Below are 25488 nucleotides of genomic sequence, written 5' to 3' on the forward strand. Positions count from 1 at the left end.
TTAAATCAACCCTTTTGGCAGGCGCGCTTCTACCTCTTCGGCAGGGCCTGCAAGCTGCAAATAGCCCCGTTCCAGATAGAGCAGTTGATCGGCTAATTTGCGGTGTCTGGGACTGTGGGTCACTATGAAAATGGTGGATTTTCCCTTTAACTCTTTCACCACATTTTGAAAAGCATCGTCCGCATCCCAATCCAAAGCGTTGGCAGGCTCATCAAACAGGATAACCGGCGCTTTTTTAAGATAGGCCCGCGCCAAGGATAGCTTTTGGATAAATCCCGACGAAAGCTGAGAAGAGCGAGAGTCGCCAATGCGGGTCCACCACCCCTTGGGCAAAGCCAAAATCTCTTCCAATACGGTAGCTTTGCTGCACGCGTCCTCTAATTCTTCTTGGGAGGCGGTGGGGTGGGCCAGTCGTAGATTTTGTGCAATGGTGCCGTGGAACAGGTTGACCGTTTGTGGAACATAGGCAATCGCCTGCCGCAATTCAATGGGGTCCAACTGCCGGGTATCGCGGCCATCAATAAAAATACCCCCAGCTTGTGGGCTGTAAATGCCGGCAATCAATTTAACCAGGGTTGATTTACCTGAACCATTGCCGCCTATCACGACAATACATTCTCCAGCCTTGGCTTCAAAGGTGACGCCAACCAGCGCAGGGTCAGCCTCTTGACTGTAGCGGATAGAGACCCGTGAAAAGGTGACATCCCCACGGAACTGGGCAATCTTTTTAATGGGGGCGTGGGGCTCGCGCTCGGGTTTAACATTCATGAGGTTGTTAACCTGAGCAACGGAGGCACGAATCGCCTCTAACCGGGTCATCGCGGTAAACAGGGCCTGCATAGGGGTTAATACCCGCCACACCAGCACCATGCACGCCACCAGTCCCCCAACGGTCATGTCCCCCGAAAGGACGCGCAACACCCCCCAACCGATGGTGCCCAGGCCGGAAAGCACGATAAATGCCGACCCCAACGATTGCACAATCGCGTTGATAAACGAGGTCTTAAAATTTGCTTGGGCGGCCTTGGCCGACATCTCGCGAAAGCGATCCAGCCAAATATCTTCTGCGCGGCAATATTTAATGGCCCGCATGGAGTTGAGGGCTTCAACAATGAAAGACTGCTTTTGAGAGCTAAAGCGACGTGCCGTCGCGCCCGAATTGCTCACCAGTGGGGTCATCGTCACCCACAGGATGACAAACAAAATCATGGTAACCATGGGTACAAAGGCCAAAGGACCAGCCAGTGAGGCAATCACCAGCAGAAAGACCACCGTAAAGGGTAGCTCAAGAAAGACCACGACCAGGGCGCCAGTAAAAAATTCACGGATGGATTCAAAATCTCGAATCCGCGCGACCTGAGAGCCAATGGTAGCCCGCTCGGTATAGGCGGGGAGTAGATAGAGAATACGCTGAAAGACGGCGTTGCCAATGATGTTATCAAGGCGCGCCCCCACGTAGCCTAACATAACCGCGCGCATGCGCCGAAAGCCCCAGTCAAAGCCCAGCGCAGCGAGGGCGCCACCGACCAGAAAGGCCAATGTGCTCATAGAGCCCGAACCGACCACCCGGTCATAGACCTGCATCACATAAAGAGGGGTGACCACCTGCAATAGGGTGATCACAAAGGTAATACCTAGAATATAGTAAAAAAAGGTGCGAAACCGCTCCATGACCATACGAAACCAGCCAATGCGAGATTGGGTTTGCTGAACCTCTTCGACATCCATGGGTTGGAAGAAAAAGGCGCGTCCTTTTACCTTAAAGTCGGTTAGGTTAAAGCGCTCGCCAGAAGAGCCATCAAAGATATCTAGGCTGCCATCTTCATTACGCCCAAAAACCACCATGGCACCCTGTTTGTCAGGGATATAGAGAAAGGGGTACAGGCGATCATCCACCTTATCAATGGGCATGCGAATATCTTCGCTGCGATAATTAAGGTGGGCCATCATGTTGCGGAAGCCGGTGAGGTCCAGTGTTTCCACAAAGTGGGGCAGTGATTCTGCCACATGGCGCATATCGCCACGCCAATTCAGCGCGGAAAGCAGGGGAATCATACAGGCCCCAAAGTCGGATGCCTGGGCAAATTCAGCCAGAATACCGCTTACCTTTGGGATCTCAACGGCTTTAATTTCAACACTCATACCGGCTCCCCGCTGCTATCGCCAACAACTTTTTTACGTCTGGCGTTGGGTTTACACGCCGCCTGGGCGCGTGCAGCCTGAGGTGAGTCTTCCAGCCGTTGCCCGCGTTTGGGTCGACGCAGAATAGACGGTTGCTGGGGCAGCGATTCGGTTAACGAAGCTTGAGTTGTCCCTGCTTTGTGACCACTTTGGGCTGGTTTGCCCTTGGCCGTATCGCGGACGCGCCGCCGCTTGGGCCGACGCCCGCCACCACCACCGGGACGGTCCGGACCGCCCTCATCTTCCGGTCGGCTAGGGCGGCGCCCCGTAGGAGGGTTGGTGACAGCACTCTCCCCTTGGGTGTTTTCTATCGCGCTCTCTTGGCGGGCACGGCGCAGGGCGGTCTGTCGTAAGGCCGCCTGTTTCATGGCAGCCAGCCGACGTAGTTCCGCTTCGGCCTCTTGTTTTTCTTTTTCTTCAGCCTCCATTTTGCGCCGTTCGATCATATCGGCACGGACCCGCTCTTTACTCTCTTTTTCAGCTCGGGCACGGGCTCGCGCCTCGGCACGGCGTTGCATATCTTCTTGCGCCGCTTTAGCAACGGCGTCCACCGCTGGCGAAGAAGAGGGTGCAGAACGCTGTTGCGTGGCGGATGCGGGCACGGTTGATGGTACGCCCGTCGATGCCGCCGTTGCTGCGGGCGGTTTGCTATCTGGTGGTACGGGGGTCGCCGTAGCAGGGGGTTTAGCCCCGGCGGGTAGCGCACCAGCAGCAGGGGCACCAGCAGCAGGAGGGGCACCAGCAGGAGGGGCACCAGCAGCAGGGGCACCAGCAGCAGGGGCACCAGCAGCAGGGGCACCAGCACCAGCAGGAGGGGCACCAGCAGGAGGGGCACCAGCAGGAGGGGCACCAGCAGGAGGGGCACCAGCAGCAGGAGGGGCAGGGGGTTTAGCCCCGGCGGGTAGCGCACCAGCAGCAGGAGGGGCATCCGCACGAGGGGGTGGCGGCGGCGCGAGGGTTAAAGTGCCTTTTTTCAGGTCATAGACGCGATCAGCAATCTTGTAGAGAGAGGGGCGCACTGTCACCAGTATCATCGTCACTTTGCCGCGCATTCCCTCTAAGGTCTGTTTAAGTTGCTCATCACCGGCCCCGTCGATGGCGGCATTGGCCTCGTCAAAGAGAATAAGCTTGGGTTTTTCCAGCAGTGCCCGAGCAATGCAAATGCGTTGGCGAATCCCTTTGGGCAGAGACTCTTTGGAGCCATCATCAATGTGCGTGTCGATGCCTTTGGGCATGCTGGAGATCACCTCTTCCAGTTTCATCAAGGCGATGACGTCCATGGCGGCATCATACAACTCTTCACGAAACATGGTGATGTTATCGAGCAAGGTGCCTTGGAATAATACCCCAGCCTGGGGTAGATAAGAGACTTTATCCCGCATCGATTTGGGGTCGTAGATGCGGATGGGCACATCATCCAGATAGACCTCGCCCTCGGTGGCGGGCAAAGCTCCCATCATTAACCATAAGAGGGAGGTCTTGCCGCTACCGTTGTCACCACGTACCGCTATGATTTCACCGGGTTCAACCACCAAATTAAGATCGTGCAGAAGGGGGGGGTGGTCATCGTCAAATTGGTAGCTGACATTTTTCAGCTCCAGCTTACCCTCGATCTCCGGGCAATCTTCCATGTTGTCATGAATATCCGGCTGCATGCGAAAGATCTCTTGCATGCGCTCTTTGGCCAGACGGATGGTCTGCCAACGGGCCCAGATGCCCACCGCCTGCTGAAGGGGCCCCATGGCACGGCCAGAGAGCATGGTACATGCTGCCAAGCCACCGATGGTTAGCTGGTGATCAATCACCAAGGTCGAGCCTACAGCCGCGATCAAAATGGTGTTGATTTGGGCATAAAAGCTCCCTAAACCCTGAGCGCTGTTGCTCTCTAGAACCACCTGTTTGGCGTTGTTGGCACACCCTTCTTGCAGGCGTTCATAGCGGCGTAGCATTTGAGCTTCCATCGCCATGCCCTTAACGGAGTGCATGCCGGTGAGAACTTCGATGATAAAGTTCAGGCGTCGTTCGTCGGCCACGGAACGCTCTTTGACCGCTTTTTTTAGGCGATCACCCACCAGCAGCGCGGCAAACACAAAGAAGCCAAAAGTGGCAATGGTCACAAAAACCATATAGCCGCCGATGTGCCAAATGAAAAAAAGAAAAATGGGTACAAAAATAAGGTCCAAATAGACCTGCATCGCTTGGCCTGCATAAAAATCCTTAATTGTACCAAGGCTTTCCATGCGCTCAAGGTGTTCCCCAGAGCCCGATTTTTCAAAGGTGGACAGGTTGGTATAGAGCATGCGCTCCAGCGCCAGATAACTGGAGCGGTGTTCAAAACGCGCCCCTACCCAACCACCAATATAGGTGCGGATGGTTTTAAGGGTGCTCTCCAATGTAACCGCAGCAAGCACCATTAACATGAGCACTTGAAGGGTGCTATAGGCTTGGTTGGGTAGGATGCGATCATAAACCTGGAGCAGCGTCAACGGTAGGGCAAGGCCCAACAAGTTGATGACGACACTCAGTAGCAGCACATAACGAATCACCCCCCGCATGATGGTAAAGGGGGTAAGTTTTGCAGGCCAATCCTCTTTGTGAAAGAAGGTTTGAACGTTCATTGGTGCCGTAGAGTCTCTAGCTATGCGTGCCAGTTAAAGGGGGGCTGTCTAAAATGTCTGACTAGACAACCAGGAATTATGCGGCAATCCAGCACAAATGCCTACCAAAAAGGATGATCCATGGTGCTACGATCTCATGATTTCTGGTAAACGTAGGATAATTTAAGCAAACACCGTGCCTAACTCGGAAAGAAATTCGGCTACATCGACACAAAATGTTGCAAAATAAAACGAATATAAAGCCTTAGAATTTTTTGCCTGTGCCTGTGTGCGTCTTTACTGGACAAGCGGTCATGATGAGAGCATCACTTAATGATCGGGGTTATGCGGGGCTAAACAGAGCTATGGCATGCAACTTTAAGAGCAGGAGAGTGTTCTTGTGACGTCCCATTCTACCCCGCATCCCGGCATGGCGCCTCCCCTTTCCCCGGTGGATCAGGGGGGGGTGAACGCCCTGCTTGAGCGTTTGCAGAAGGGCTATGCGCAACGCATTACAGGGCACATTAAAATCCCGGCGCAAGCGGCCCGCTATGCGCCGTTCCCCGAAGGATTGGATGCCTCGATTGTTGCCGCTTTACAAGGGCGTGGGGTGCAGCAGCTCTACACTCACCAGCGGGGGTGTTGGGATGCTCTGGCCGCTGGTGAGCATGTGGTGGTGGTGACCCCAACCGCATCAGGTAAAACCCTCTGCTATAATCTGCCGGTGTTGCAAGGGGTCCGCCAGCGTCAGGCGAAAGCGCTTTACCTTTTTCCAACGAAGGCATTAGCACAAGATCAACTGGCAGAGCTGCTGGAGCTTAACCGTCAGCAGTCCCTTGGGGTTAAAGTGTTTACCTTTGATGGTGACACCCCTGCGGATGCCCGTAAAGCGGTGCGGAGCAAAGGGGATATTGTGATCTCCAACCCGGATATGTTGCATCAGGGGGTGCTTCCCCACCACACCAAATGGGCGCAATTTTTTGAAAGTCTTGCCTATGTGGTAATTGATGAGACCCACACCTACCGGGGGGTTTTTGGGTCGCATATGGCCAACCTGTTGCGGCGCTTAAAACGTATTTGCGCGTTCTATCGGGTAAAGCCCCAATTTATTTTTTGCTCCGCCACCATCGCCAATCCTCAGCAACTGGCCGAGGCCCTGTTGCAAGCGCCGGTGACGGCCATTACCGAAAGTGGCGCGCCAAGTGGTGAAAAGAGCATTCTGCTCTGGAATCCGCCTGTGGTAAATGAAGATCTGGGGATCCGTGCCTCGGCCCGCTCCCAGAGTACGCAATTGGCGCATATGGCGGTCGACCATGGGGTGAAGACCATTGTGTTTACCCGTACGCGCCTGATGGTGGAGGTTATTACCAAATATTTAAAGGATATTTTTGATAAAGATCCCCGCCGTCCCGAACGCATTGCCGCCTACCGGGGGGGCTATCTGCCCAGCGAACGGCGCCATGTCGAGCAAAAACTGCGGGAGGGGGATGTAAGCTGTGTGGTGGCGACCTCTGCCTTGGAGTTGGGGGTGGATATTGGGGATCTGGCCTGTTGTGTGCTCAACGGCTATCCCGGTTCCATCGCGGCGACCTGGCAACGTTTGGGGCGGGCTGGGCGGCGCAATCAACCCGCATTGGGGATATTGGTGGGGGCCAGCGATGCCTTGGATCAATTTATTGTGCGGCATCCCGATTTTTTTAGCGCAGCCTCGCCGGAACAGGCGCGTATTGCCCCAGATCAGCTTTTAATCTTACTTGACCATGTGCGTTGTGCGGCTTTTGAGCTGCCCTTTAAGGATGGGGAGTCGTTTGGCAAAGAGGTGCTGGTGGAGCTGCTGGGTTATTTAGAAGAGGAGGGGGTGTTGCACCATGAGGGCAACCAGTGGCACTGGAACGCCGATAGCTATCCAGCCAACAGTGTCAGCTTGCGCTCGGTGGCCGATGGTAACTTTGTGGTGATTGATCGGACCGATGGTGGTCAACGGGTGGTGGCGGAAGTAGACTACAGTGCCGCAGCCATGACCCTCTATGAAAAGGCCATCTATATGATCCAAGCGACACCCTATCAGGTGGAGCAGCTGGATTGGGAGGGGCGTAAGGCATTTGTTAAGCGAACCAAAGCAGACTACTACACCGATGCCATCGACTATACCAAACTCAAGATTCTAGACCGCTTTGAAGGCGAGGATCGCGCTGGCATAGAAAAGGGGCATGGTGAGGTACACCTGGTGCGGCGGGTCGCAGGGTTTAAAAAAATTCGTTACTATACCCATGAGAATGTTGGCTTTGGGCAGATTCATTTGCCGGATCAAGAGATGCACACCACCGCCCTCTGGTGGCGGATGCAGGCCCAAGTGTTGGAGGCGGCCTTTGCCAACCGTTGGCAGGCACTGAGCGGATTTTTGGGGGCGGCGTATGCGTTGCATACGGTGGCGGCCGTGCGGGTAATGGCCGAGCGGGGGGATCTGGGGCGGGCTGTCGGGGATGATCAGGCAGGTTGGTCGGCAACCCAAGACGCCAACCGGCGGGGAGGCTTGCGCGATGCCGAAGGTCAACCCCTAACGCTAGAAAATTTATGCGGAACTTTTGCCCCTACCCTGTTTCTATATGATAATTACCCCGGTGGTATCGGTTTTAGCGAACCCCTTTACCAATGGGCTGAGCAGATTGTTGAGGATGGCTTAAACCTGGTCCAGCGGTGCGCGTGTAAGCAGGGCTGTCCGGCTTGCGTCGGCGCTTTGTTGGATGCCGAGGAACAACGGGCTAACGGACCCCGTGATGCCGCTATAAAGGTGTTGCAACTGTTGTCAAGATCTTGAATTATGAATGTATTTGTGTGATGATGAGCGGTTTGTTAAGCCTGTTTACTGGCCACGCTACAACGGCGAAACAGGTTGACCGAGGTCAGCTAACGGTAATTATTCTGTTGTACGGAGAACTTTATGTCCCCATTCATTCGGCTGTTGGGGGTGGCGATAGGTTTGTTACTGCCATTATTTCCGCTGCATGCGCAAGAGGAAAAACCTCTGACGTTGGGGTTTATGCCCTATTTAAGTAGCGCCAGTTTGCTGGAAAAATATACCCCACTTGTGCGCTATTTAGGGGAACAACTGGGCCGGCCTGTACATATTAAAATTGCACGTAACTATCAGGAACACATCGAACAAATTGGTGAGAATAAGCTAGATATAGCCTTTTTAGGGGGCAGCCCCTATGTGGCGGTTACAGACCACTATGGCAAAAAACCATTGCTGGTACGCTACGCCTTTGATGGCACGCCCTATTTTCGCGCGGTTATTGTTGTGAGCAACAACAGTCCCATAACCAGCTTGGATCAGTTAGCCGGTAAGCGTATGGCATTTGGCAACATCAACTCGACCCTGAGCAGTCAGGTGCCTCTCTATATGATCATGCAAAAAGGGGTGCGGCTGGCCCAGTTGGCCACCTATAAACATCTGCGCAATCATGAGAATGTGTTGCTAGGGGTTGCCTTTGGAGAGTTTGATGCCGGCGCTGTGGCCGAAGAAGTTTATCGTGAATCCATGGGGTTAGATCTGCATCTGTTGGCAACCTCGCCCCTGCTTTCGACCCATCTGTTTGTTACCCGTAGTGATATGCCTGCGGCGCTACAAGCGCGCATCCGTCAACTGCTGATGCAGTTGCATACCACCGAGCAGGGGCTTGGTGTGCTGCAAAGCATTAACCGTAAATTAACCGCCTTTGTTTCGGTTAAGGATAGTGATTATGACTTGCACCGCACCATTTTGCGGGAAGTCCTACCTGTTTTGCAGCAACCGTGATGCGCCCCTCGTTTACCATGAAGCAAGGCATCATGCTGGGAACCATTTTGCTGGTTCTCTCTGTGCTGGTGAGTGGCATTGTGTATGGGATCTATCAGCAGCAGAAGCACGAACGCTACAAGTACGAAACTCAGCGTATCCATGCTGAGTTAGAGTTGATTGGTGACTTTCTTGGTGATGCGATGTCGCGTCATGACTATATTGAAGCCAAGCAACTGCTGGCCCGTTGGTTTAACAATCATCAAGATATCTCCCTTTTTCAAGCCACCTTTACCAATGGGCAACCCCTCTTTCACCAGCAGCGGGGTGGCTATAGCGAGCAGGATCAAGTGGACCAACTACAGGTCCATTTTTCCGACAATGAGCTCCAGCTAAAATTGGCCTACCTAAGCCGTGACATGCACGCAAGCTTGCGCACGCTCCAACAGCAACTGCTAGGCTTTTCGCTCATCATGGTGCTGCTGACCGGCGGGCTGCTTTGGTACTTGCTGTTTCGTTGGACGCTGCGACCGATGGAGGCTGAAGTTGCACGACGAACCCAAGATTTAAGCCAAAGCCTCTCCTTTCTTGACAGTATGTTGGATGCCACCGCTACCCAAATCGTGATTGTGGATCACGAGGGGGTAATCGTCACCACCAACCGTGCTTGGCGTGAGAATAATCCCCAGTTGGAACAGGCCTCCTACGGGGTGGGTCGCTCCTTTTTTGAGATCTATCCGGCCTCCTGGTTTGGCCAAGGAGAAGAAAATTATGGGCGGCAAGGTATTGAGCAGGTGTTGCGTGGCGAGCGGCAACGTTTTGTGCTTGAGTATGAGTGTAGCTATAGCAAAGCGCGTCGCTGGTACAGCTTGCGGGCCTATCAAGTCCCATGGCAGGGGCCGCCACGGGTTGTGATCAGCCAGGAAAATATCACCAATATTAAACTGGTGCAGGCGGCGCTGGAGGCGAACCAAAAACAGTTGGAGACGCTCAATCGCCACTATCGACTGGTTAGTCAATGCCATATCGCGGTCGCACAAAGTGTGGATGAAGAGGCTTTATTAAAAGAGATTTGTCACATTATTGCCCATCAGGGGGGCTATTCTCTGGTGTGGATCGGAATGGCTGAGCAGGGGGGGGAACAGCGCGTGATCCCGGTGGCGTGGCACGGTTTTGAGCAAAGCTATATGGAAAAACTCTGTGTGCGCTGGGATGATTCGTTGTTGGGGCGCGGCCCCGCTGGCCGTGCCATACGGGAAAATCGACCCGTTATCGTGGATGATATTGAGACAGACCCACGCTTTAAACCATGGTTGAATAGTGCAAAAAGTCAAAATTTCTCTACCTGTGCGTCCTTTCCTTTAGGGGATGAGAGCGGCAGTTTTGGGGTGTTATCGCTCTATTCTCAACAGCAAGGGGTGTTTGGCCCTGATGAGTCCATGCTCTTTTCAGAATTGGCCAGCACGCTTTCCCAGGGGCTCTATACCTTGCGAGGGCAGGCTCGGCTAAAGTTAAATCGCCAAACAACCCTAACATTCCGTGAGGAGCAAGCGCGCTGAATGGATGGCTGGCGGAGGATGTGGAGAAGCCCCAGCTTGGGTGGTGGCAGTGCGGTTGGGTTGGCGTTAAAGCGTCGGGCGGTTCCAGTGGTCGGCTAAGGCTTGGAGTAGAGATTCTGCCGTCGCCTGAGGGGCAATAACATGGGCAGCAAACCCAAGGGAGGCCATACGTTCAGCGGTCACTGGGCTTAGCGCGGCCAGCACCATCTCTGCGGGTTCCAAAGCTTGCGAGATCAAGAGTTCAAAAAAGGTGGTTGCGGTGCGGCTGCTAAAAAACAGGGCCGCATCCACCCGTTTTTCACGCAAGTAGCGGTGCGCTTGCGCACTCAACTGTTGGGCCGGTAGCGCCCGGTAGGCGGCAACCATGGTGACGCGGTGGTCGTCGTTTTCCAGCCCATCAATCAACGTTTCACGACCAATAGCGGCACGGGGAAAGAGAAAATGGCGCCCCTTGCCCTGCCATTGATTAATCGCCTCGGCCAAGGCTTCGCCATCAAAGCGGCTGCTGGGTTGACAGACCGTTGCCCCGCCCGCCCGCAGCAGTTCCGCCGTCTTGGGGCCAACGGCAAAACAGGGTGGGGTGCCAGAGAGGGGTTGTGCTTGGGCGGCCAAGGCATCCAGATAGGCGCGGGCCGCATTGGCACTGGTGATGAGTACACCATCAAAGCTGTGGATGGCCGCTATGGCTTGCTGCAAAGGCTGGCTATCCTCGGCAGGTGCGATATTCAGCATAGGGGTGATGATGGGGGTGCCCCCTGCTTGGAGAATCAACAGGGCGGTGGCATCTGCCTCGGGTTGAGGGCGGGTTACCAGGATGGTGCGCTGGTGCAGTGCAGGTGTTGCCATGGTGCCCCCCCATCAATATCCTTAGAACAGAAGAGGCTTAAACCGGGGGGTTAAACCTCTTATTGCCCCTTTAAGACAAGGTGTCCTGGTTGTATACGGCTTGTAGGATGGCACCGCCACCGGCCTCCAGCAGTTGGGTGGCCAATTGCTGTCCCATGCGATAAGCATCGGCGCGGGGACCCTGACACTGGGCTTGCACCACGCGGCCCCCCTCAACCTCGGCGACCAATCCCCGTAGGGTTAAGGTATCTTCGTGCAGGGTGGCATAACCGGCGATGGGTACTTGACAGCCCCCCTCTAGCTTAGCCAAAAAGGCCCGTTCTGCGGTAACACAGCTATGGGTCTCTTTATGGTAGAGCGGGGCAAGCAGCGTGGCGATGCGGGCATCGTCCACCCGATGTTCGATGCCTACCGCACCTTGGCCCACCGCAGGCAGCATCTCTTCAGGTTCCAAATATTGCACCACGTGTTCGGTCAGCCCCAGACGTTTTACCCCGGCCGCCGCCAAGATAATGGCATCAAATTGCCCCTCTACCAATTTTTGTATGCGGGTGCCCACATTGCCCCGTAACCAATCCAGACGCAGATCCGGACGTTTGGCCTTGATCTGGCTTTGGCGCCGCAGCGAAGAGGAACCAATCAGAGCGCCCTGGGGCAGTTCAGCCAAACTCTGGTAGTGGATGGAGAGTAGCGCATCGCGGGGGTCCTCGCGCTTGAGGATGGGACCTAGCATAAGGCCATCGGGAAATTCGGCGGGCACATCTTTCATAGAGTGGACGGCCAGATCGACGCGGCCATCAAGCATCGCCTCTTCCAGTTCTTTAACAAACAGACCTTTGCCACCCACTTTGGCAAGGGGGACATCTAAAATTTTATCCCCTTTGGTTTTGATAAGCTCCAGCTCCACGATAATACCGGGATGGTGCGCTTGAAGTTGGGACTTTACCCATTCAGCCTGCCACACCGCCAAGGCGCTACCACGGGTACCGATACGAACCAGTTGTGGGTCACTCAAGATGCTACTCCTTGATCAATATATTCATCCAGATGCCCCGCATTGTGCCGTTTATGAACACAGATGTCCATCCGTCGTGGTGGAGATCTGGCAACAACGCGGGGGTATGCCCAAAATTAGTGACTCAATTTGGTTGGATTACTGGCGACATGCTCTTTAAGTTGAAGCAATTGGTGCTCTAATCCCTTAGCCAGTTGCAGCACATGGCCGGGTTTTTTTTGGCCTGCGTAAAAGACCCCAGGTGTGAGCGGGCGGTTGGGTAGAGCAAAATAGAGATGGGCCAGCTCTGAGTAGAGCAACGATGCCAAATCATAGACATCCCCTGGTGTCACCTGCTTCGTGGCACTGTGGGCTAGATCCAACTGCATGCTCTTCACGTTGGCGGCGCGCATAATCTCATGGGTGATGTGAAAACAGGCTAACATTGCGTCGTAGACCTGCACGGGGGTATGGCTTAAATCCAGGGCGGGTTGCTGTAAGGCGGGATTGCCGCCATACACTCTATTGAGTAGTTGAGCGATTTGCACCGACTGCTCCACCCGTTGAAAAACATCGCTGGGGATGATTTTTCGTGTAAGCAGCAGGTTGATTTGGCGATTGGCCTGGAACAGCGCCTTGTAAACATCGCTTGGGGTCGCCTTTGCCGGGGCTGCTTTGACGGCAGCTTGGCCCGCGCCCAGCGCCACTCTACCTTCGGCCAGCAGGGCGCGAGCATGTTCCAGCACCTGTAAGGAGTGACCCGGTGTAATGTTACCCTTGGGGGTGAACAGCAGGGGGCGGCGCTCAAGATTGGCCCGTTGGGCGAGCAGGTCGATGATCTTGGACTCGATACTTTCCGCTTGATAAAACACCTCACGGGGGGAGGCCCCCTCGATGGGAAGCTCCGGTTGGGTATTGGCTTGGCCGCCCACTTTGACGCGAATGGCCTCCAAATCCTCAGCCAATGCCTGAACCGAGACCAGCACATCACCCGGGGTGGCCGCCATGCCGAGCACGGGCCAAAGCAACAACAGTAGGGTTAAGATGAGGCGCTGCATGACCGTCCCCCTTATGCGAGTTTAAAGCGCTTCATCATCGCGTCCAGTTCACTGGCGATGGTGGAGACGGATGAGGCATGGTTGTTGACCGTGCCGCTCATGTCGGCAATGCCCACCGCCGCTTTGCGGGCTTCGACCATATTATGGGCAATCTCTTTAGATGAGGTGGCCGCGATGGCCACATTGCCGCTGATCTCCGCGTTGCCTCGCGTGGCTTGTTGGACATTGTAGGCCATTTGATCAATGCCGGTGCTTGCTTCGCTCACGCTGCGGGTAACTTCGACAATGCCGGCATTAATCTCGCTCACATTGCGGGTGACCTCCTCCATGCCTTCGTGGGACTCGATAACGCGACGGCTGACTTCCATGGATTCACGGTTAACGTCATTCATGGAGGTGGAGATGGACTCAATGGAACTGCTTTGGATATCCACCGCATTTAAAATCTCTTCGTTTGAGAGGTTTAACCGCTCAATAATGCGTGAGATCTCTTGGCTGGAGTCGGTGGCTTGCAGGGTTTTTTTCTGGATCTCATCAATCTGTTGGCTGATGGAGCGGGTCGCGTCGGCGGTTTGGCCCGCCAGCTCTTTAACCTCGTTGGCCACCACCGCAAAACCCTTGCCTGCCTCACCCGCTCCAGCGGCCTCAATAGAGGCGTTTAGGGCCAGCATGTTGGTTTGGTCGGCAATATCATTGATCAACTTCACCACTTTGCCGATTTCACGGGTGGATTTAGCCAACTCATTCATGACGGCGGCGTTGCCTTGGGTAATGGCGCTGGCACTGGCCGATTCACTGCTGGCGGCTTTACATTGGGTGCGCACTTCAACCAGGGAATCGGTCACCCCTTGGACTTCACCGGTCACACTCTCCACACTGTGGGTGGAGCGTTTGGCGGCACTGTTTACATGCTCCATGCTGGTGGTTGCCTCCTCTGCGGCGGCGGCCACCGTGCTTAGGTTGGTGGAGGCCTCTTCGGCGGCGGCGGAGATGGTGCTCATGTTGGTCGAAGCCTGCATAGAGGCTTGGGCAATGGTCTGCATATTCTCGTCTGAACGTCTGGCTTGGTCTGAGATGGCATCCATGTTGGTGCTCATCTCCTCGGCAGAGGATGCCACTTCATCAACCCGTTTACGCATGGTGGTGGCGTTGGATTTCATGGCATTTGCCACGCCGCCCAGGGTCTCTGCGGCACCATTGAGTTGGCCGACGCGATCCTGAATTTCGGTAAAAATCTGGCGCAAACTCACCACGGTCTCTTGCAACGAGCGTTGCAGCATGCCCACTTCATCGGTGCGGGTAATTTCGCGGTCATAGCTTAAATCCCCCTTGGCTATGCGATGGGTGACATCCAGCGCCCGTTTGAGGGGAGCAACAATCAGCGTGGTGATGGTCCAGGAGATAGCCAGCGCGAAGAGGACCGAGACAAGCAACAAAATGACCGTAATGGTAATGGTGCGCTGGCTTGATGCGGCGGCCCCTTGGGCAAAGGCACTGGCTTTTTGCGTGGCAAAATCGACAATCTCCTTGATGCCGCTCTCAAGCTCGTTGACCACCTCAGCCCCTTTATGCTTAGTAATATCGGCGGCTTTTTCGCGGTTGCCTTCGCGCATGAGGGCAATGACCTCATCCCGAATGGTTTTCCACCCATTAAAGCGCTCTTCGAGCTTATCAATATCTTCTAGGTCGCCCAAATAGGCTTCTTTGAGGGTGGCGAAGTCTTGCAGAACATTTTGTTCATAGGCATCCACCTGTTTTTTGGCCTTGTCGATATCCTCTATCCGCTTAGCCAGAGCGACATCCTTCATACTACGGTGCATACGCACCATATCCCCTTGTACCCGCAGGGCAGCGGTGCTCACGGTATAGGGATGTTTGTAAAGTTTATTGGTATTATCCGCCAGATTTTGCATCTCGTGCACGGCAAATCCGCCCAACACAAGCATCAGGACAATCACGATGCCAAAGCCAATGGCCAACTTCATGCCAATCCGTACATTTTTAAACATGCCCAACTCTCCGCACCATAAAGACAACCCAATCCGCAAAGTTTGGGTAGTAACGCGCTAGGTGTATTATTAAATGTCCTGCACCTGACCGGTGTTGTGTAAAAAAAACATCTTTAGCACAGTAGTATATAGAGAACCTTGGTGTACAAGCAAAATTTAAGCGATAAAAAGGTAGTTTTGGTGGAACAGCTTGAAAAGCTACGTAACGGGCCGTGAGGCCCTTTGCTAAAATCGTGCTTCCCCGGGTAGGCTCTGGGTGACAGTTCATTAGAGTGTGTGCGCGGTGGTGTCGGTAATAAAACGGCTCTATCGGCTCAGATTTTTAGCGCTTCGCTTGGGATGAAAAGAGGGCGCTTGGGGAGAAAGCGCCACTGGGTGGTTTCATCGGAGATGGGGGTTGGGCTATGATGACGCAAAACAGTTCGACCCATTGGGAGATACGATGTTACGGGTTTTAGGCATAGAGAGCAGTTGCGACGAGACCGCCGCCGCTGTGGTGGAAGGGGCAGAACATGGTCACCCCCATGGGGTGGTGGTGCGCTCCAATGTGGTGTGGAGCCAGTTGGAGGTACACGCCCTCTACGGCGGGGTGGTGCCCGAACTGGCCAGCCGGGCCCACATACGCCATATACAGCCGGTGATTGAGCAGGCTTTGGCTGAGGCTGGGGTGCGACCCCAGCAGTTGGATGCCATTGCGGTTACGGTGGCTCCCGGGTTGGTGGGCGCACTGCTGGTGGGGGTAGCGGCGGCGCAGGGGTTGGCGGTGGCGCTGGATAAGCCGCTGGTGCCGGTACACCACATGGAAGGGCACCTGATGAGCCCTTTTCTCATGGCGGGCGTGGTACCTGCCATGGAGTTCCCCTTTGTGGCCTTACTGGTCTCCGGTGGGCACACCCTGTTGCTGCACGCCCGTGATTTTGGCGACTACCAGCTGCTGGGGCAGACCCGTGACGATGCGGTGGGGGAGGCGTTTGACAAGGGGGCGCGCATGCTGGGCTTGGGGTATCCCGGTGGTCCAGAGGTCGCCGCCTTGGCCCAGTCGGGGGATCGGCAGGCGGTGGCTTTTCCCCGTGTGTTGCTGGACCGCAGCCAATTTGATTTCTCCTTTTCTGGCCTAAAAACCGCCTTGCGTACCCATCTTCTTAAATTCCCGCCGGAGTCCGGTGGTCCCTCTTTGGCCGATGTGGCCGCCAGTTATCAAGAGGCCATTGTGGATACCCTGGTGATTAAATCCTTGAGCGCCTGCCGCCATGTGGGGGTGTCGCGTTTGGTGATTGCCGGTGGAGTAGGGGCCAATAGACGATTGCGGGAAAAATTGGCCAAACAAGCTCTTAAACAGGGTGTGCAACTCTACGCTCCCCCCATCCACCTGTGTACTGATAATGGCGCGATGATCGCCTCTGCCGGCGTGTGCCGCTTGGCCAGGGGGGATCAAGCGCGGGGGGTGGTGAATGCGGTGCCCCGGCTGCCGATTCATGAACTGGAGAAAATTTATGGCCGTTGAGTATGCTGACAATCCTTCGGTGGCCGTTATTGGCGCGGGATCTTGGGGCACGGCGCTGGCGGCCCTGCTGGCGGGTAAGCTGCCCCAAGTAACCCTGTGGGCACGGGAACCCGAGGTGGTGGAGGGCATTAACCAGGGTCACCACAACCCGGTTTATCTGGCAGACCTGGATCTGCCGCCTAACCTGGTTGCCCATCAAGATCTAGCCTGGGTAGCGGCCAACCATGATGTGTTGGTCATGGTGGTGCCTACCCAATTTTGCCGTCAAGTGCTGGCTCAGCTCAAACCCCATGTGCGGCCCCATGTCACCTTTGTGTCGGCCACCAAAGGGGTGGAGACTGCCAATCTGGCCCTGATCTCGGAGATCTTTACCCAAACCTTTGCGGCCCCCATCGCCCAGCGTACCTGTTATCTCTCCGGCCCCTCCTTCGCCCGGGAGGTGATCGCCGGGCAGCCGGTGGCGGTGGCCATGGCCGGTGCCGATGAAGCGGCCTTGGCGGCTATGCAGGCGCTCTTTTTCTTCCCCCATTTTCGTACTTACAGCACCAGCGATGTGGTGGGGGTTGAACTGGGTGGGGCGTTGAAAAACATTATTGCCATTGCTGCGGGTATTAGTGATGGATTGGGGTATGGGGCTGGTGCGCGGGCGGCGTTGATCACCCGTGGTTTGGCCGAAATTGCCCGTTTGGGTCACATCTATGGGGCCAACCCCCAGACTTTTGCCGGATTGTCGGGTATGGGGGATCTGCTCATGACCGCCTCATCCACCCTGTCGCGCAACTATACCACCGGCTTTCGCTTGGGCCAGGGGGAGAGCCTAAGCCACATTAGCGGCAGCTCAAGAGAGGTGGCCGAAGGGGTGCAAACCGCCGCCAGTACTTGGCTGTTGGCCCAGCGCCATGGGGTGGAGATGCCCATTACCCAGGCGGTACATGCCATCTTATTTGAACAGGTACCCCCACAACAGGCGGTGACGCAACTGCTAAACCGGGATATGAAACGGGAGGCCGTCTAGCCCCCCGTATCCAACAGCCGCTCGACTCAAGGGGCGGAGGGCTCATTCGATGACGGCAATGGCGCAGTTGGGCTGATGGGGAAAGTGCTCAAAACGCAGGTTAGCGAGCCCCAAGACCTCATTGACAGCCATGGTCTCACCGGGCCAAGCCTCGCAGCTAAACTCATCAAACACCAAGACAGAGCCCTTAAAGAGGCGCGGTTTAATCTGCTCCAACACATCCTTGGTGGGTTTGTAGACATCCATATCAAAGATCGCGAGGGCGATCACCGAGGCGGGGTTTTGGTTAAGCCAAGTGGTGATGGTTTGCGAGGCATCCCCTTTAACCAAAAAGGTCTTTTGAATATGGTTTAGGGGGGATTGCTGCTCGTGGAGCTGTAAAATCTCGGCCAACTGCTGCTCATAGCCTTGATCGGTGGCATAGTCGTGTTTTTGGTGGCCGCTGCCATCTTCGGCATGCACATCCACAAAGCCTGCAAAGGTATCAAAGCCGTAGATGCGGCGCTGATGATTGTAGGGCTCATAGATGCCACGCAGGCTTTGCAAGGTGGTTAGGGCCGAGCCCCATTGCACCCCAAATTCACAGATAACCCCAGGTTTGCCCACAATCTTTTCGTAAATCCAATGATAGTAAAGAATGCGGGATAGACTCTGCCGCCTGAGTGTGACCAGGGCGTGCTGGTTCCAGTTTTCCCCAAGCCGGGGAATGAGATCAAGATGGAGCTCTTTTAAACGGTCTAGAGCGGTGGCCTCTTGGCGGTTGCGTAAAAAACCCTCACCACGTTCATTGGTCTTCATAGGGAACGACTCTCTTGAATAGGGGATCTGGCGTCAATGGTTGCTGCTGCCCCTGTTATAAGCAAGCAGCGGACCGTTCCCGTCGATTTCCCAACGCCCCGCTTAAGAGGTAATGCCGAGGGTCTTGAGCTTGCGGTGAAAAGCGGTGCGTTGCATGCCGACCTCCTCCGCCGTGCGGGAGATGTTGCCATCATTGGCTTTAAGTTTGGCTTGCAAATAAAGAATTTCAAACTGCTCCCGGGCATCCCGCAGATTGGTGTTGAGTAGCTGGGCAATGGGGCCAACCTCGGGGCAATTTTGACGCTTCTCCCGTTGGGGGGCGACAAAGCTGGGTAGATCGTCGGCGCCAATCTGCGCCTGTGGGGCCATAATCGCCAACCGCTCCACCAGATTGCGCAACTCCCGCACATTGCCCGGCCAACGGTAGGCCTGTAGCAACGCCAACGCTTCTGGGGTGAAGGTGCGGTCGTGGGAGCCCATGCCCGAAAGCAGAAAATGGTTAACCAGTGCTGGAATATCCTCGCGGCGTTCCCGCAAGGGGGGCACATCCAAGGGCACCACATTAAGGCGGTAGTAAAGATCTTCCCGAAAGCGCCCCTGGGCCATCTCTTGGCTAAGATCACGGTTGGTGGCGGCAATCACCCGGACATCCACCTGAATGATATGACCACCCCCAACCCGTTCAAAGCGTTGCTCCTGCAACAGACGCAAAATGCGCGCTTGCGCAGGTAGGGACATGTCGCTGATCTCATCCAAAAACAGGGTGCCTTGGTGGCCTTGTTCCAGCAGACCCCGACTATCCTCCTTGGCATTGCCCCCCTGACCAAACAGGGCGGTCTCGATGCGTTCGTCGGGAATGGTGGCCGAGTTAACCCCGATAAAGGGCCCCTGCGCCCGTTTGGAGAGGGCGTGAATGCGGCGGGCCACCACCTCTTTGCCGGAGCCTATCTCGCCATTGATCAAGACCCAGCCATCGGTAGGGGCCACCCGCTGGATCTGCGCCTCTAAGCGCTGCATGGCGGGGGAGCTGCCGACCAGCACATCGGCATGATCCATGCGCGCACGTAAGGCGCGGTTTTCACGGCGCAAGCCCCACTCACGTATGGCGCGATCCAAGAGCAGTAAAACCCGATCCAGGGAGAGTGGCTTTTCCAGAAAATCGTAAGCCCCTAGGCGGGTGGCCTGCACCGCTGTGTCGATGGTGCCATGGCCGGACATCATAATCACCGGCACCTCACGGTTGTGGGTGGGCAACTCCACATCTTGCGCACCCTCCATGCCCTTGATGCAGCGCAGCGCCTCGATGCCATCCATGCCCTTCATCCAGATATCCAGCATGATGGCGGAGACCGGTGTCTCCGCCAGCAGTTGTAGGGCGTCCTCGGCGCTGGCGGCCTCCACGACCCTGTAGGACTCATCCTCCAAAATACCCCGAAGGGAGGTGCGGATGGCCGATTCGTCATCAACAATCAAAATGGTATGGCTCATGATGGTATCGCGTTCACACTCTCTTCTTGGCCGCCATGTTCAGGAATCGGCAACTGCCGAGGACCCGCAAGGGGCAGCATAAACTCCATGAGGGTGCCACCATTGGGAGCCTCTTTGACCCACAGGCGACCGCCATGGTCCTCAATGATTTTTTTGACAATGGCCAACCCCAAGCCCGTGCCCTTTTGTTTGGTGGTAAAATAGGGCTCAAATACCCGATCACGGCTACCAACGGGAATGCCCGGTCCATTATCCTCGACTTGCACATAGACACCGCGTCCATTTTCTGCCACACAGGCACGGATAACAAGCGTGTCCGATGGCGCGGCGCTTATCTCTTGCGCCCGATCATCCTCCATAGCCGCCACCGCATTGGTGAGCAGGTTGGTGACCACCTGTTTGATCTGGGCTCGATCAAAAGGAAAGGGCGGAATGCTCTCATCCAGATGCACCTCGATACTCAGATCTTTAAACTCAGCATCGTGTAGGGTCAACACCTCATGCAAGGTGTCGGAGAGGAAGTCCTTTTTCATATCCGGGCGGGGCAAGCGGGCAAAGGTGGAGAACTCATCCACCAAAACCTTGAGCTCATCCACCTGCTGAATGATGGATTGGGTTCCCTCGTCCAACACCTTCCAATCGGTGACATCGGCCAGCTCCGGTTTTAGGTAGCGGCGGCGCATGCGCTGTGCCCACAGCTGAATAGGGGTGAGGGGATTTTTGATCTCATGGGCAATACGCCGGGCAACATCGCTCCAGGCTTGGGAGCGCTGGGCGTGTACCACGGAGGTCAGATCGTCAAAGGTGACAATAAAACCCGGTCCGCCGACATCGGGCAGGGTAAGCCGTGCCAGCAGGGTACGCGGCCTGTTGTAAACATCCATCATAATCTGCACCGAAAGCTCACTCATGCCGTTCTCGCTGCCTACCGCCTCTAGGGTGAGGGCTGTCTCCAGCAGGCTTGAAAGGGGGGCGAGCACCGGTTCAGGCATGACCTTTTCAAAATGGTGCCCCACACTGTTGGTGGGGTCAATGCCTAGCAGAGAACCCGCCGCTGGATTCATGAGGCTGATCTGCCCAAGGTGGTCCACACTAATCACCCCAGAGCTGATGTTACCGACCACCGCCGCCATAAAACGACGACGATCTTCCAGCAGATTATTACTCGCTTGCAGAGCCTGTTGGTTCTCTGCCAAGCGTTGGGTCATGGCGTTAAACGAGCGCATAAGGGTGGCTAACTCATCATCCCCCGTTACTTGGAGAGAGACCGAAAGATCCCCATCGGCCACCTGTCGCGTTCCCACCACCAAGGCGGTAATGGGCTCGGTGATGGTTTCGGAGATGCGAAAGCCTGACCACACCGCCGCCAATACCAGCAGCAGGGTGATCAAAATGAGGGTGATGGTGTGGCTGCCTTTCAATAATCCGTGGGAGGCCCCCAATTTATTATAATCCACATAGGTGGACTCAATGGTCTCCATATGGTTAAGCACCTGACCATCAATATAGCGGCCCGTGACCAAAAACAGATCTGGCCCGACCCGCACATAGGCCCGTACGATGTTACCGGTGTCGTTGGTATGCATGAGCGCACGGGTGGAGCGGGGGGCGATGACGGTAAGATCGGGGGTGGGCTCCTGGGGGAGTTCGCCAACCCGAGAAATATGGGTGCCGTCACTATGAATCAGCGCAATTTCATCCAACTGGCGGGCTTGCCGTTCAATCTCTAGGGCGGCCATGTTGGCCTCATTGCCCTGAAGTGAAAAGGATGAGCTGATAATGCGGTTACGCACCATATCCTCGGCATCATGTCCAACCGAGCGCTGATTTTCACGGTAGAGTGCGCGGGAGACCTCCAGCGATTTTTCTAAAGCTTGGGAGACTTGATCCGAAAACCAGCTATCCACCCCTTTGTTCAGCAACTCCACCGACAATAGGGTAATAACCAGCGTCGGAAACAGGGAGAGCGCCACAAACAGTGTGACCATGCGGGTACGTAACTGCGAGCCCGCCATCCGCCGCCGCCGGTCTAACCACAGCCGGGCCAAGTTGCGGATGACCAAAAAGCCCAAGGCCAACACCAAAAATAGATTGACATACAGCAAGATCAAAAAGACCGCGCCATAGTCGCCTCCGCCATCCACCGTGGCACTGCCGTAGAGGCCGCGACCCACCACCACCGAGGTGATGACCACCCCCAATAGCAGGACCAGGAGCATCCAACGGCTTAATGGGGTGGCGGCGTTTTTCCAACGACGTTCGCTCATTGTAGCTGGTACTCCGCGAATTTATCGTAAGTTAAAGGCTCCCAAAAGGTGAGCAAGCGGAACAATACCCGAAACATGCGGGACATGCCCTGACGGTGCCGCTCAAAGCGGCTATGTAGAATAAAATCACTCAATTGCCCCGCTTTGGAGGCCACTAAAATGCCCCCCAAACTGCCGGATTGTGTCAAAGGGACATAGCGGGGTTGACATAAAAAATTAAGCGCTTCAGAGGGTTCCTGGGTATAGCTGATGTGTTGCTTGGTCACATCTTCCATCTCATAGCGTTGGGTGATCAGGTGGTAGCGTAGTTTACGGATGACCTGACCGCGGGCAAAGGTGTGGTCGGGTAACCAACGGTTATGCCGGGTCAGGGTAAAATGGTAGCTTACCAATACCGGCTGTCCCGAGTTTAAACGCGCTTTAAGGGTGTTTTGATACTCTTTGCTCAGCTTTGCGCGGGCATACAGGGTATCGCCCCGCACCACCGCCTCGACCGATTCAATCACCATCATACGCTCTTCTACCGGGCGGTCCGAGCAAGCGCTTAACCACAAGAGCGGCAGCAGCAGCACCAGCAGTGTGCCACCACGAACAAAAAGAGGACGATACCGCTGTATCGTCCTCTGACTAAGCATGCCATGTTTGGGCATGAAGAAAAAACCCATCGTTAGCGCGTTACCGTAGCAGGGAGCACAAGGGAGCCTGGAATAGGGGCAAAATCAACAATATGAGCCGATTCGCCCTCGGGGTAGCCCTCCACCATCTCCCACGCATCCGCTTGGGCCAACAGGGCGCGTAACAACAGATTGTTTAAGGCATGTCCAGAACGCTCGCCCACAAATTTACCAATAATAGGCGTGCCTAGTAGATAAAGATCTCCCAAAGCATCCATCACTTTATGGCGGGCAAACTCATCTTCATAGCGCAAACCATCTTCATTGATGATCTGGTAGTCACCAATGGCAATGGCGTTGTCCAGTGAAGCCCCTTTCGCCAAACCATTGGCTTGCAGATACTCCACCTCTTTAACAAAACCAAAGGTGCGGGCGCGGCTAACCTCCTTGATAAAGGCGGTCTCCGTCAAAGAGATGCCAACCTGTTGGCGCTTGAGCACGGGGTGATCAAAATCCAATAAAAAGCTGAGATGAAAACCTGGGCCAGGCTCAAATTGGGCCATTTTATCACCATCTTTGACCCCTATTTTGCGTTTAATGCGGATCCAACGCTTGGGCGCATTTTGGTCAACTACCCCAGCGCACTCAAGCAGAAACACAAAAGGGGCCGCACTGCCATCCATAATGGGCACTTCAGGGCCGTCAATATCCACAATGGCATTGTCCACCCCCATGCCCGCAAAGGCGGCCAGCAGATGCTCAATGGTCGAGACGCTCACCCCATCATTATTGGAGATGGTGGTACACAAACGGGTATCTTTGACATTCATGACGTGGGCGGGTACCCGCGCATTATTAAGGTCGGTACGGCGGAACACAATGCCATGATTCGCAGGTGCCGGTTGCAACGAAAGGTAGGCCTTTTGGCCACTGTGCAAACCTATGCCCGTGCAGCGTACCGTGTTTTTGAGTGTGCGTTGGAAATGCATGGATAACTCCTCATGAGATGAACCCTCATACAAAACTGGGCACCTCGTTTACTCTCATCCGCTTTATTAACCGTCAATACGCCCAAAAAAGTTGCATCGGTGCAGGATACAACGGACCGTTCCTGTTAAGAAAACAAAAGAGCAAGAATTATGCACAAAAACCACATGGAAGGGGAGATAAATCGGATTCAGGCTCTTTTAGGAATAAAATACGGGAGGGAAGTGCCTTCCTTGGCGACCCCGCAAAGGTTACCCTTCGCTAACATTGGCAATCCTGCCAACGACCGTAGATCCTGTTGCCACTTTCTGACAAGAAAGGTACAGGATCGTTCCCTGGGATATTAAATGGCCATCCCTGGCCAAGGTTCAACCCAAAGGTTGAACCGTCCTTAACCAAATTAAGCGATGTACGCAGCATACCCCTTTGTGATCCGCTCCGGGCACCACGCCCAAAAGGGCGTGGTGCTAGAGAGGTGATCTCAATCCATCTGGCGGCGCAAGAAGGTTGGGACATCAAAGTCCTCATGACCACCATGCACACCGTCCACATTGCGACGTTGGCGCTCTTGGCGCTCTTGACGCATCTGCCGTACATAGCTGTTGTCCACCACTTTGGCTTGGGCGGCATAATCAACGGCTGTCTGTGGCTGGCTGGGCTGCTGTTGGTAGGCGGGGTGTTGTGTAGAATGGGCAGCCTGCTGATGATAGGCTGGCGCAGCTTGGCGCGCGGAGGGCGCTTGGCGTGCGGCGGGTGCGTGGGGCTGGGGCGCTACCGTTTCGGTAAAGGTCGTCTCTTGCGCAGGGAAGGCCATCTTATCACTCTGACCAATACCCGTAGCCACCACGGTGACACGCACGGTATCATCGAGGTTTTCGTTGAGGGTGGTACCAAACACAATGTTGGCATCTTCATGGGCCATATCACGAACCACCATCACCGCCTCATCCACCTCTTGCAGGGTGAGGTTGTAACCGCCGGTAATGTTGACCAGCACACCACGGGCACCGTGGATCGAGGCATCATCCAACAGCGGGCTGGAGATGGCGTTGTTGATGGCGGTCATGGCACGCCCTTCGCCAGAGGCTTCAGCGGCCCCCATCATCGCTTGCCCCATCTCTTCCATAACGGTGCATACATCGGCAAAGTCAACATTGATGTGGCCAGGATGGGTAATCAGATCGGTAATACCACGCACAGCCTGTTGTAAAACATCGTCAGCCTTGCGGAAAGCGTCCAAAATGGTGGTGTTTTTGCCAACCGCAGCCATAAGCTTTTGATTGGGGATGGTAATCACCGTATCCACATGATCACGCAGCTCTTCCAGACCCTCTTCGGCCTGACGCATGCGGCGCTTGCCCTCGAAATGAAAGGGCTTGGTCACCACCGCAACGGTTAAAATACCCAGCTCTTTGGAGATGCGTGCAATAATCGGCGCTGCACCGGTACCCGTACCACCCCCCATGCCCGCCGTAATAAACACCATGTCTGCCCCTTCAATGGCTTGACGTAGGCGTGCTTCGGTCTCCATGGCGGCGTTTTTACCCACTTCGGGTTTGGCACCAGCGCCCAGACCACGGGTAATATCTTCACCAATTTGAATACGGGTTGGGGCCAAACTTTTCGTAAGGGCTTGTGCGTCTGTGTTGGCAACAATGAATTCAACCCCTTCTAGGTGGGACTGAATCATGTTGTTGACAGCGTTACCGCCGCCACCGCCGACACCAATTACTTTGATGCGGGCCTCTAGGTCATCTGTGTGTGCGAACTCGATGGTCATTTATACCCCCTTG

Annotated in this window: 17 protein-coding genes; 5 read left to right on the forward strand and 12 right to left on the reverse strand. The window is 55.2% G+C overall.

Features of this window, described 5'->3' with window-relative positions; genetic code table 11:
* Together MMC1_RS03740 and MMC1_RS19565 are read right to left on the reverse strand one after the other, a co-directional pair.
* Window positions 1-2142, reverse strand: coding sequence for a peptidase domain-containing ABC transporter (locus MMC1_RS03740; protein ID WP_011712412.1), 2142 nt, complete (start codon window positions 2140-2142; stop codon window positions 1-3).
* Window positions 2139-4799, reverse strand: coding sequence for a peptidase domain-containing ABC transporter (locus MMC1_RS19565; RefSeq protein WP_011712413.1), 2661 nt, complete (start codon window positions 4797-4799; stop codon window positions 2139-2141). The genes MMC1_RS03740 and MMC1_RS19565 overlap by 4 nt, the downstream gene beginning before the upstream one ends.
* Window positions 4800-5208: 409 nt before the next feature.
* Here MMC1_RS19565 and MMC1_RS03750 point away from each other — a divergent pair, with 409 nt between their 5' ends.
* The 3 genes from MMC1_RS03750 (at window position 5209) to MMC1_RS03760 (ending at window position 10115) form a co-directional block, all read left to right on the forward strand.
* Window positions 5209-7596: a DEAD/DEAH box helicase gene (locus MMC1_RS03750; RefSeq protein WP_041641935.1), complete on the forward strand. Its 2388-nt coding sequence runs from the start codon at window positions 5209-5211 to the stop codon at window positions 7594-7596.
* Window positions 7597-7719: 123 nt separating this feature from the next.
* A complete protein-coding gene (gene phnD, locus MMC1_RS03755) occupies window positions 7720-8577 on the forward strand; it encodes a phosphate/phosphite/phosphonate ABC transporter substrate-binding protein (protein ID WP_011712415.1) in 858 nt (285 codons plus the stop codon).
* A 32-nt stretch (window positions 8578-8609) separates the two neighbouring features.
* Window positions 8610-10115, forward strand: coding sequence for a GAF domain-containing protein (locus tag MMC1_RS03760; RefSeq protein WP_160162657.1), 1506 nt, complete (start codon window positions 8610-8612; stop codon window positions 10113-10115).
* Between the two features lie 66 nt (window positions 10116-10181).
* On the opposite strand, the gene MMC1_RS03765 is transcribed toward MMC1_RS03760, so the two are convergent.
* The 4 genes from MMC1_RS03765 to MMC1_RS03780 form a co-directional block, all read right to left on the reverse strand.
* Window positions 10182-10961 carry a uroporphyrinogen-III synthase gene (locus MMC1_RS03765; protein WP_011712417.1) on the reverse strand — a complete coding sequence of 260 codons (780 nt, stop codon included), beginning with the start codon at window positions 10959-10961 and terminating at the stop codon, window positions 10182-10184.
* A 70-nt stretch (window positions 10962-11031) separates the two neighbouring features.
* The gene (hemC, locus tag MMC1_RS03770; RefSeq protein WP_011712418.1) at window positions 11032-11976 is read right to left on the reverse strand and encodes a hydroxymethylbilane synthase; all 945 of its coding nucleotides are present in this window, start codon (window positions 11974-11976) and stop codon (window positions 11032-11034) included.
* A 116-nt stretch (window positions 11977-12092) separates the two neighbouring features.
* Window positions 12093-13013 (reverse strand): hypothetical protein, encoded by a 921-nt coding sequence (locus tag MMC1_RS03775; RefSeq protein WP_011712419.1) that lies wholly within the window; start codon window positions 13011-13013, stop codon window positions 12093-12095.
* Window positions 13014-13024: 11 nt separating this feature from the next.
* On the reverse strand, window positions 13025-15022 hold the full coding sequence (locus MMC1_RS03780) for a methyl-accepting chemotaxis protein (protein WP_011712420.1): 1998 nt from the start codon (window positions 15020-15022) through the stop codon (window positions 13025-13027).
* Window positions 15023-15464: 442 nt separating this feature from the next.
* Between MMC1_RS03780 and tsaD the strand changes: the two genes are divergently transcribed.
* Window positions 15465-16526, forward strand: a complete 1062-nt coding sequence (tsaD, locus tag MMC1_RS03785; protein WP_011712421.1) for a tRNA (adenosine(37)-N6)-threonylcarbamoyltransferase complex transferase subunit TsaD — start codon at window positions 15465-15467, stop codon at window positions 16524-16526.
* Window positions 16516-17541, forward strand: coding sequence for an NAD(P)H-dependent glycerol-3-phosphate dehydrogenase (locus tag MMC1_RS03790; protein ID WP_011712422.1), 1026 nt, complete (start codon window positions 16516-16518; stop codon window positions 17539-17541). Before tsaD ends, MMC1_RS03790 begins: the two co-directional genes overlap by 11 nt.
* 42 nt (window positions 17542-17583) lie before the next feature.
* Here MMC1_RS03790 and MMC1_RS03795 read toward each other — a convergent pair whose 3' ends face one another.
* The 6 genes from MMC1_RS03795 to ftsZ form a co-directional block, all read right to left on the reverse strand.
* The gene (locus MMC1_RS03795) at window positions 17584-18339 is read right to left on the reverse strand and encodes a TylF/MycF/NovP-related O-methyltransferase (RefSeq protein WP_011712423.1); all 756 of its coding nucleotides are present in this window, start codon (window positions 18337-18339) and stop codon (window positions 17584-17586) included.
* A 102-nt stretch (window positions 18340-18441) separates the two neighbouring features.
* Window positions 18442-19827 carry a sigma-54-dependent transcriptional regulator gene (locus MMC1_RS03800; RefSeq protein WP_011712424.1) on the reverse strand — a complete coding sequence of 462 codons (1386 nt, stop codon included), beginning with the start codon at window positions 19825-19827 and terminating at the stop codon, window positions 18442-18444.
* Window positions 19824-22094, reverse strand: coding sequence for a sensor histidine kinase NtrY-like (locus tag MMC1_RS03805; RefSeq protein ID WP_011712425.1), 2271 nt, complete (start codon window positions 22092-22094; stop codon window positions 19824-19826). The genes MMC1_RS03800 and MMC1_RS03805 overlap by 4 nt, the downstream gene beginning before the upstream one ends.
* On the reverse strand, window positions 22091-22744 hold the full coding sequence (locus MMC1_RS03810) for a DUF4390 domain-containing protein (protein ID WP_011712426.1): 654 nt from the start codon (window positions 22742-22744) through the stop codon (window positions 22091-22093). The genes MMC1_RS03805 and MMC1_RS03810 overlap by 4 nt, the downstream gene beginning before the upstream one ends.
* A gap of 17 nt (window positions 22745-22761) precedes the next feature.
* On the reverse strand, window positions 22762-23697 hold the full coding sequence (gene lpxC, locus MMC1_RS03815) for a UDP-3-O-acyl-N-acetylglucosamine deacetylase (RefSeq protein WP_011712427.1): 936 nt from the start codon (window positions 23695-23697) through the stop codon (window positions 22762-22764).
* A 479-nt stretch (window positions 23698-24176) separates the two neighbouring features.
* Entirely contained in the window at window positions 24177-25475 is a 1299-nt protein-coding gene (gene ftsZ, locus MMC1_RS03820) for a cell division protein FtsZ (protein WP_011712428.1), read from the reverse strand.
* Window positions 25476-25488 lie beyond the last annotated feature (13 nt).

This window comes from Magnetococcus marinus MC-1 (assembly GCF_000014865.1).
Lineage (GTDB): Bacteria > Pseudomonadota > Magnetococcia > Magnetococcales > Magnetococcaceae > Magnetococcus > Magnetococcus marinus.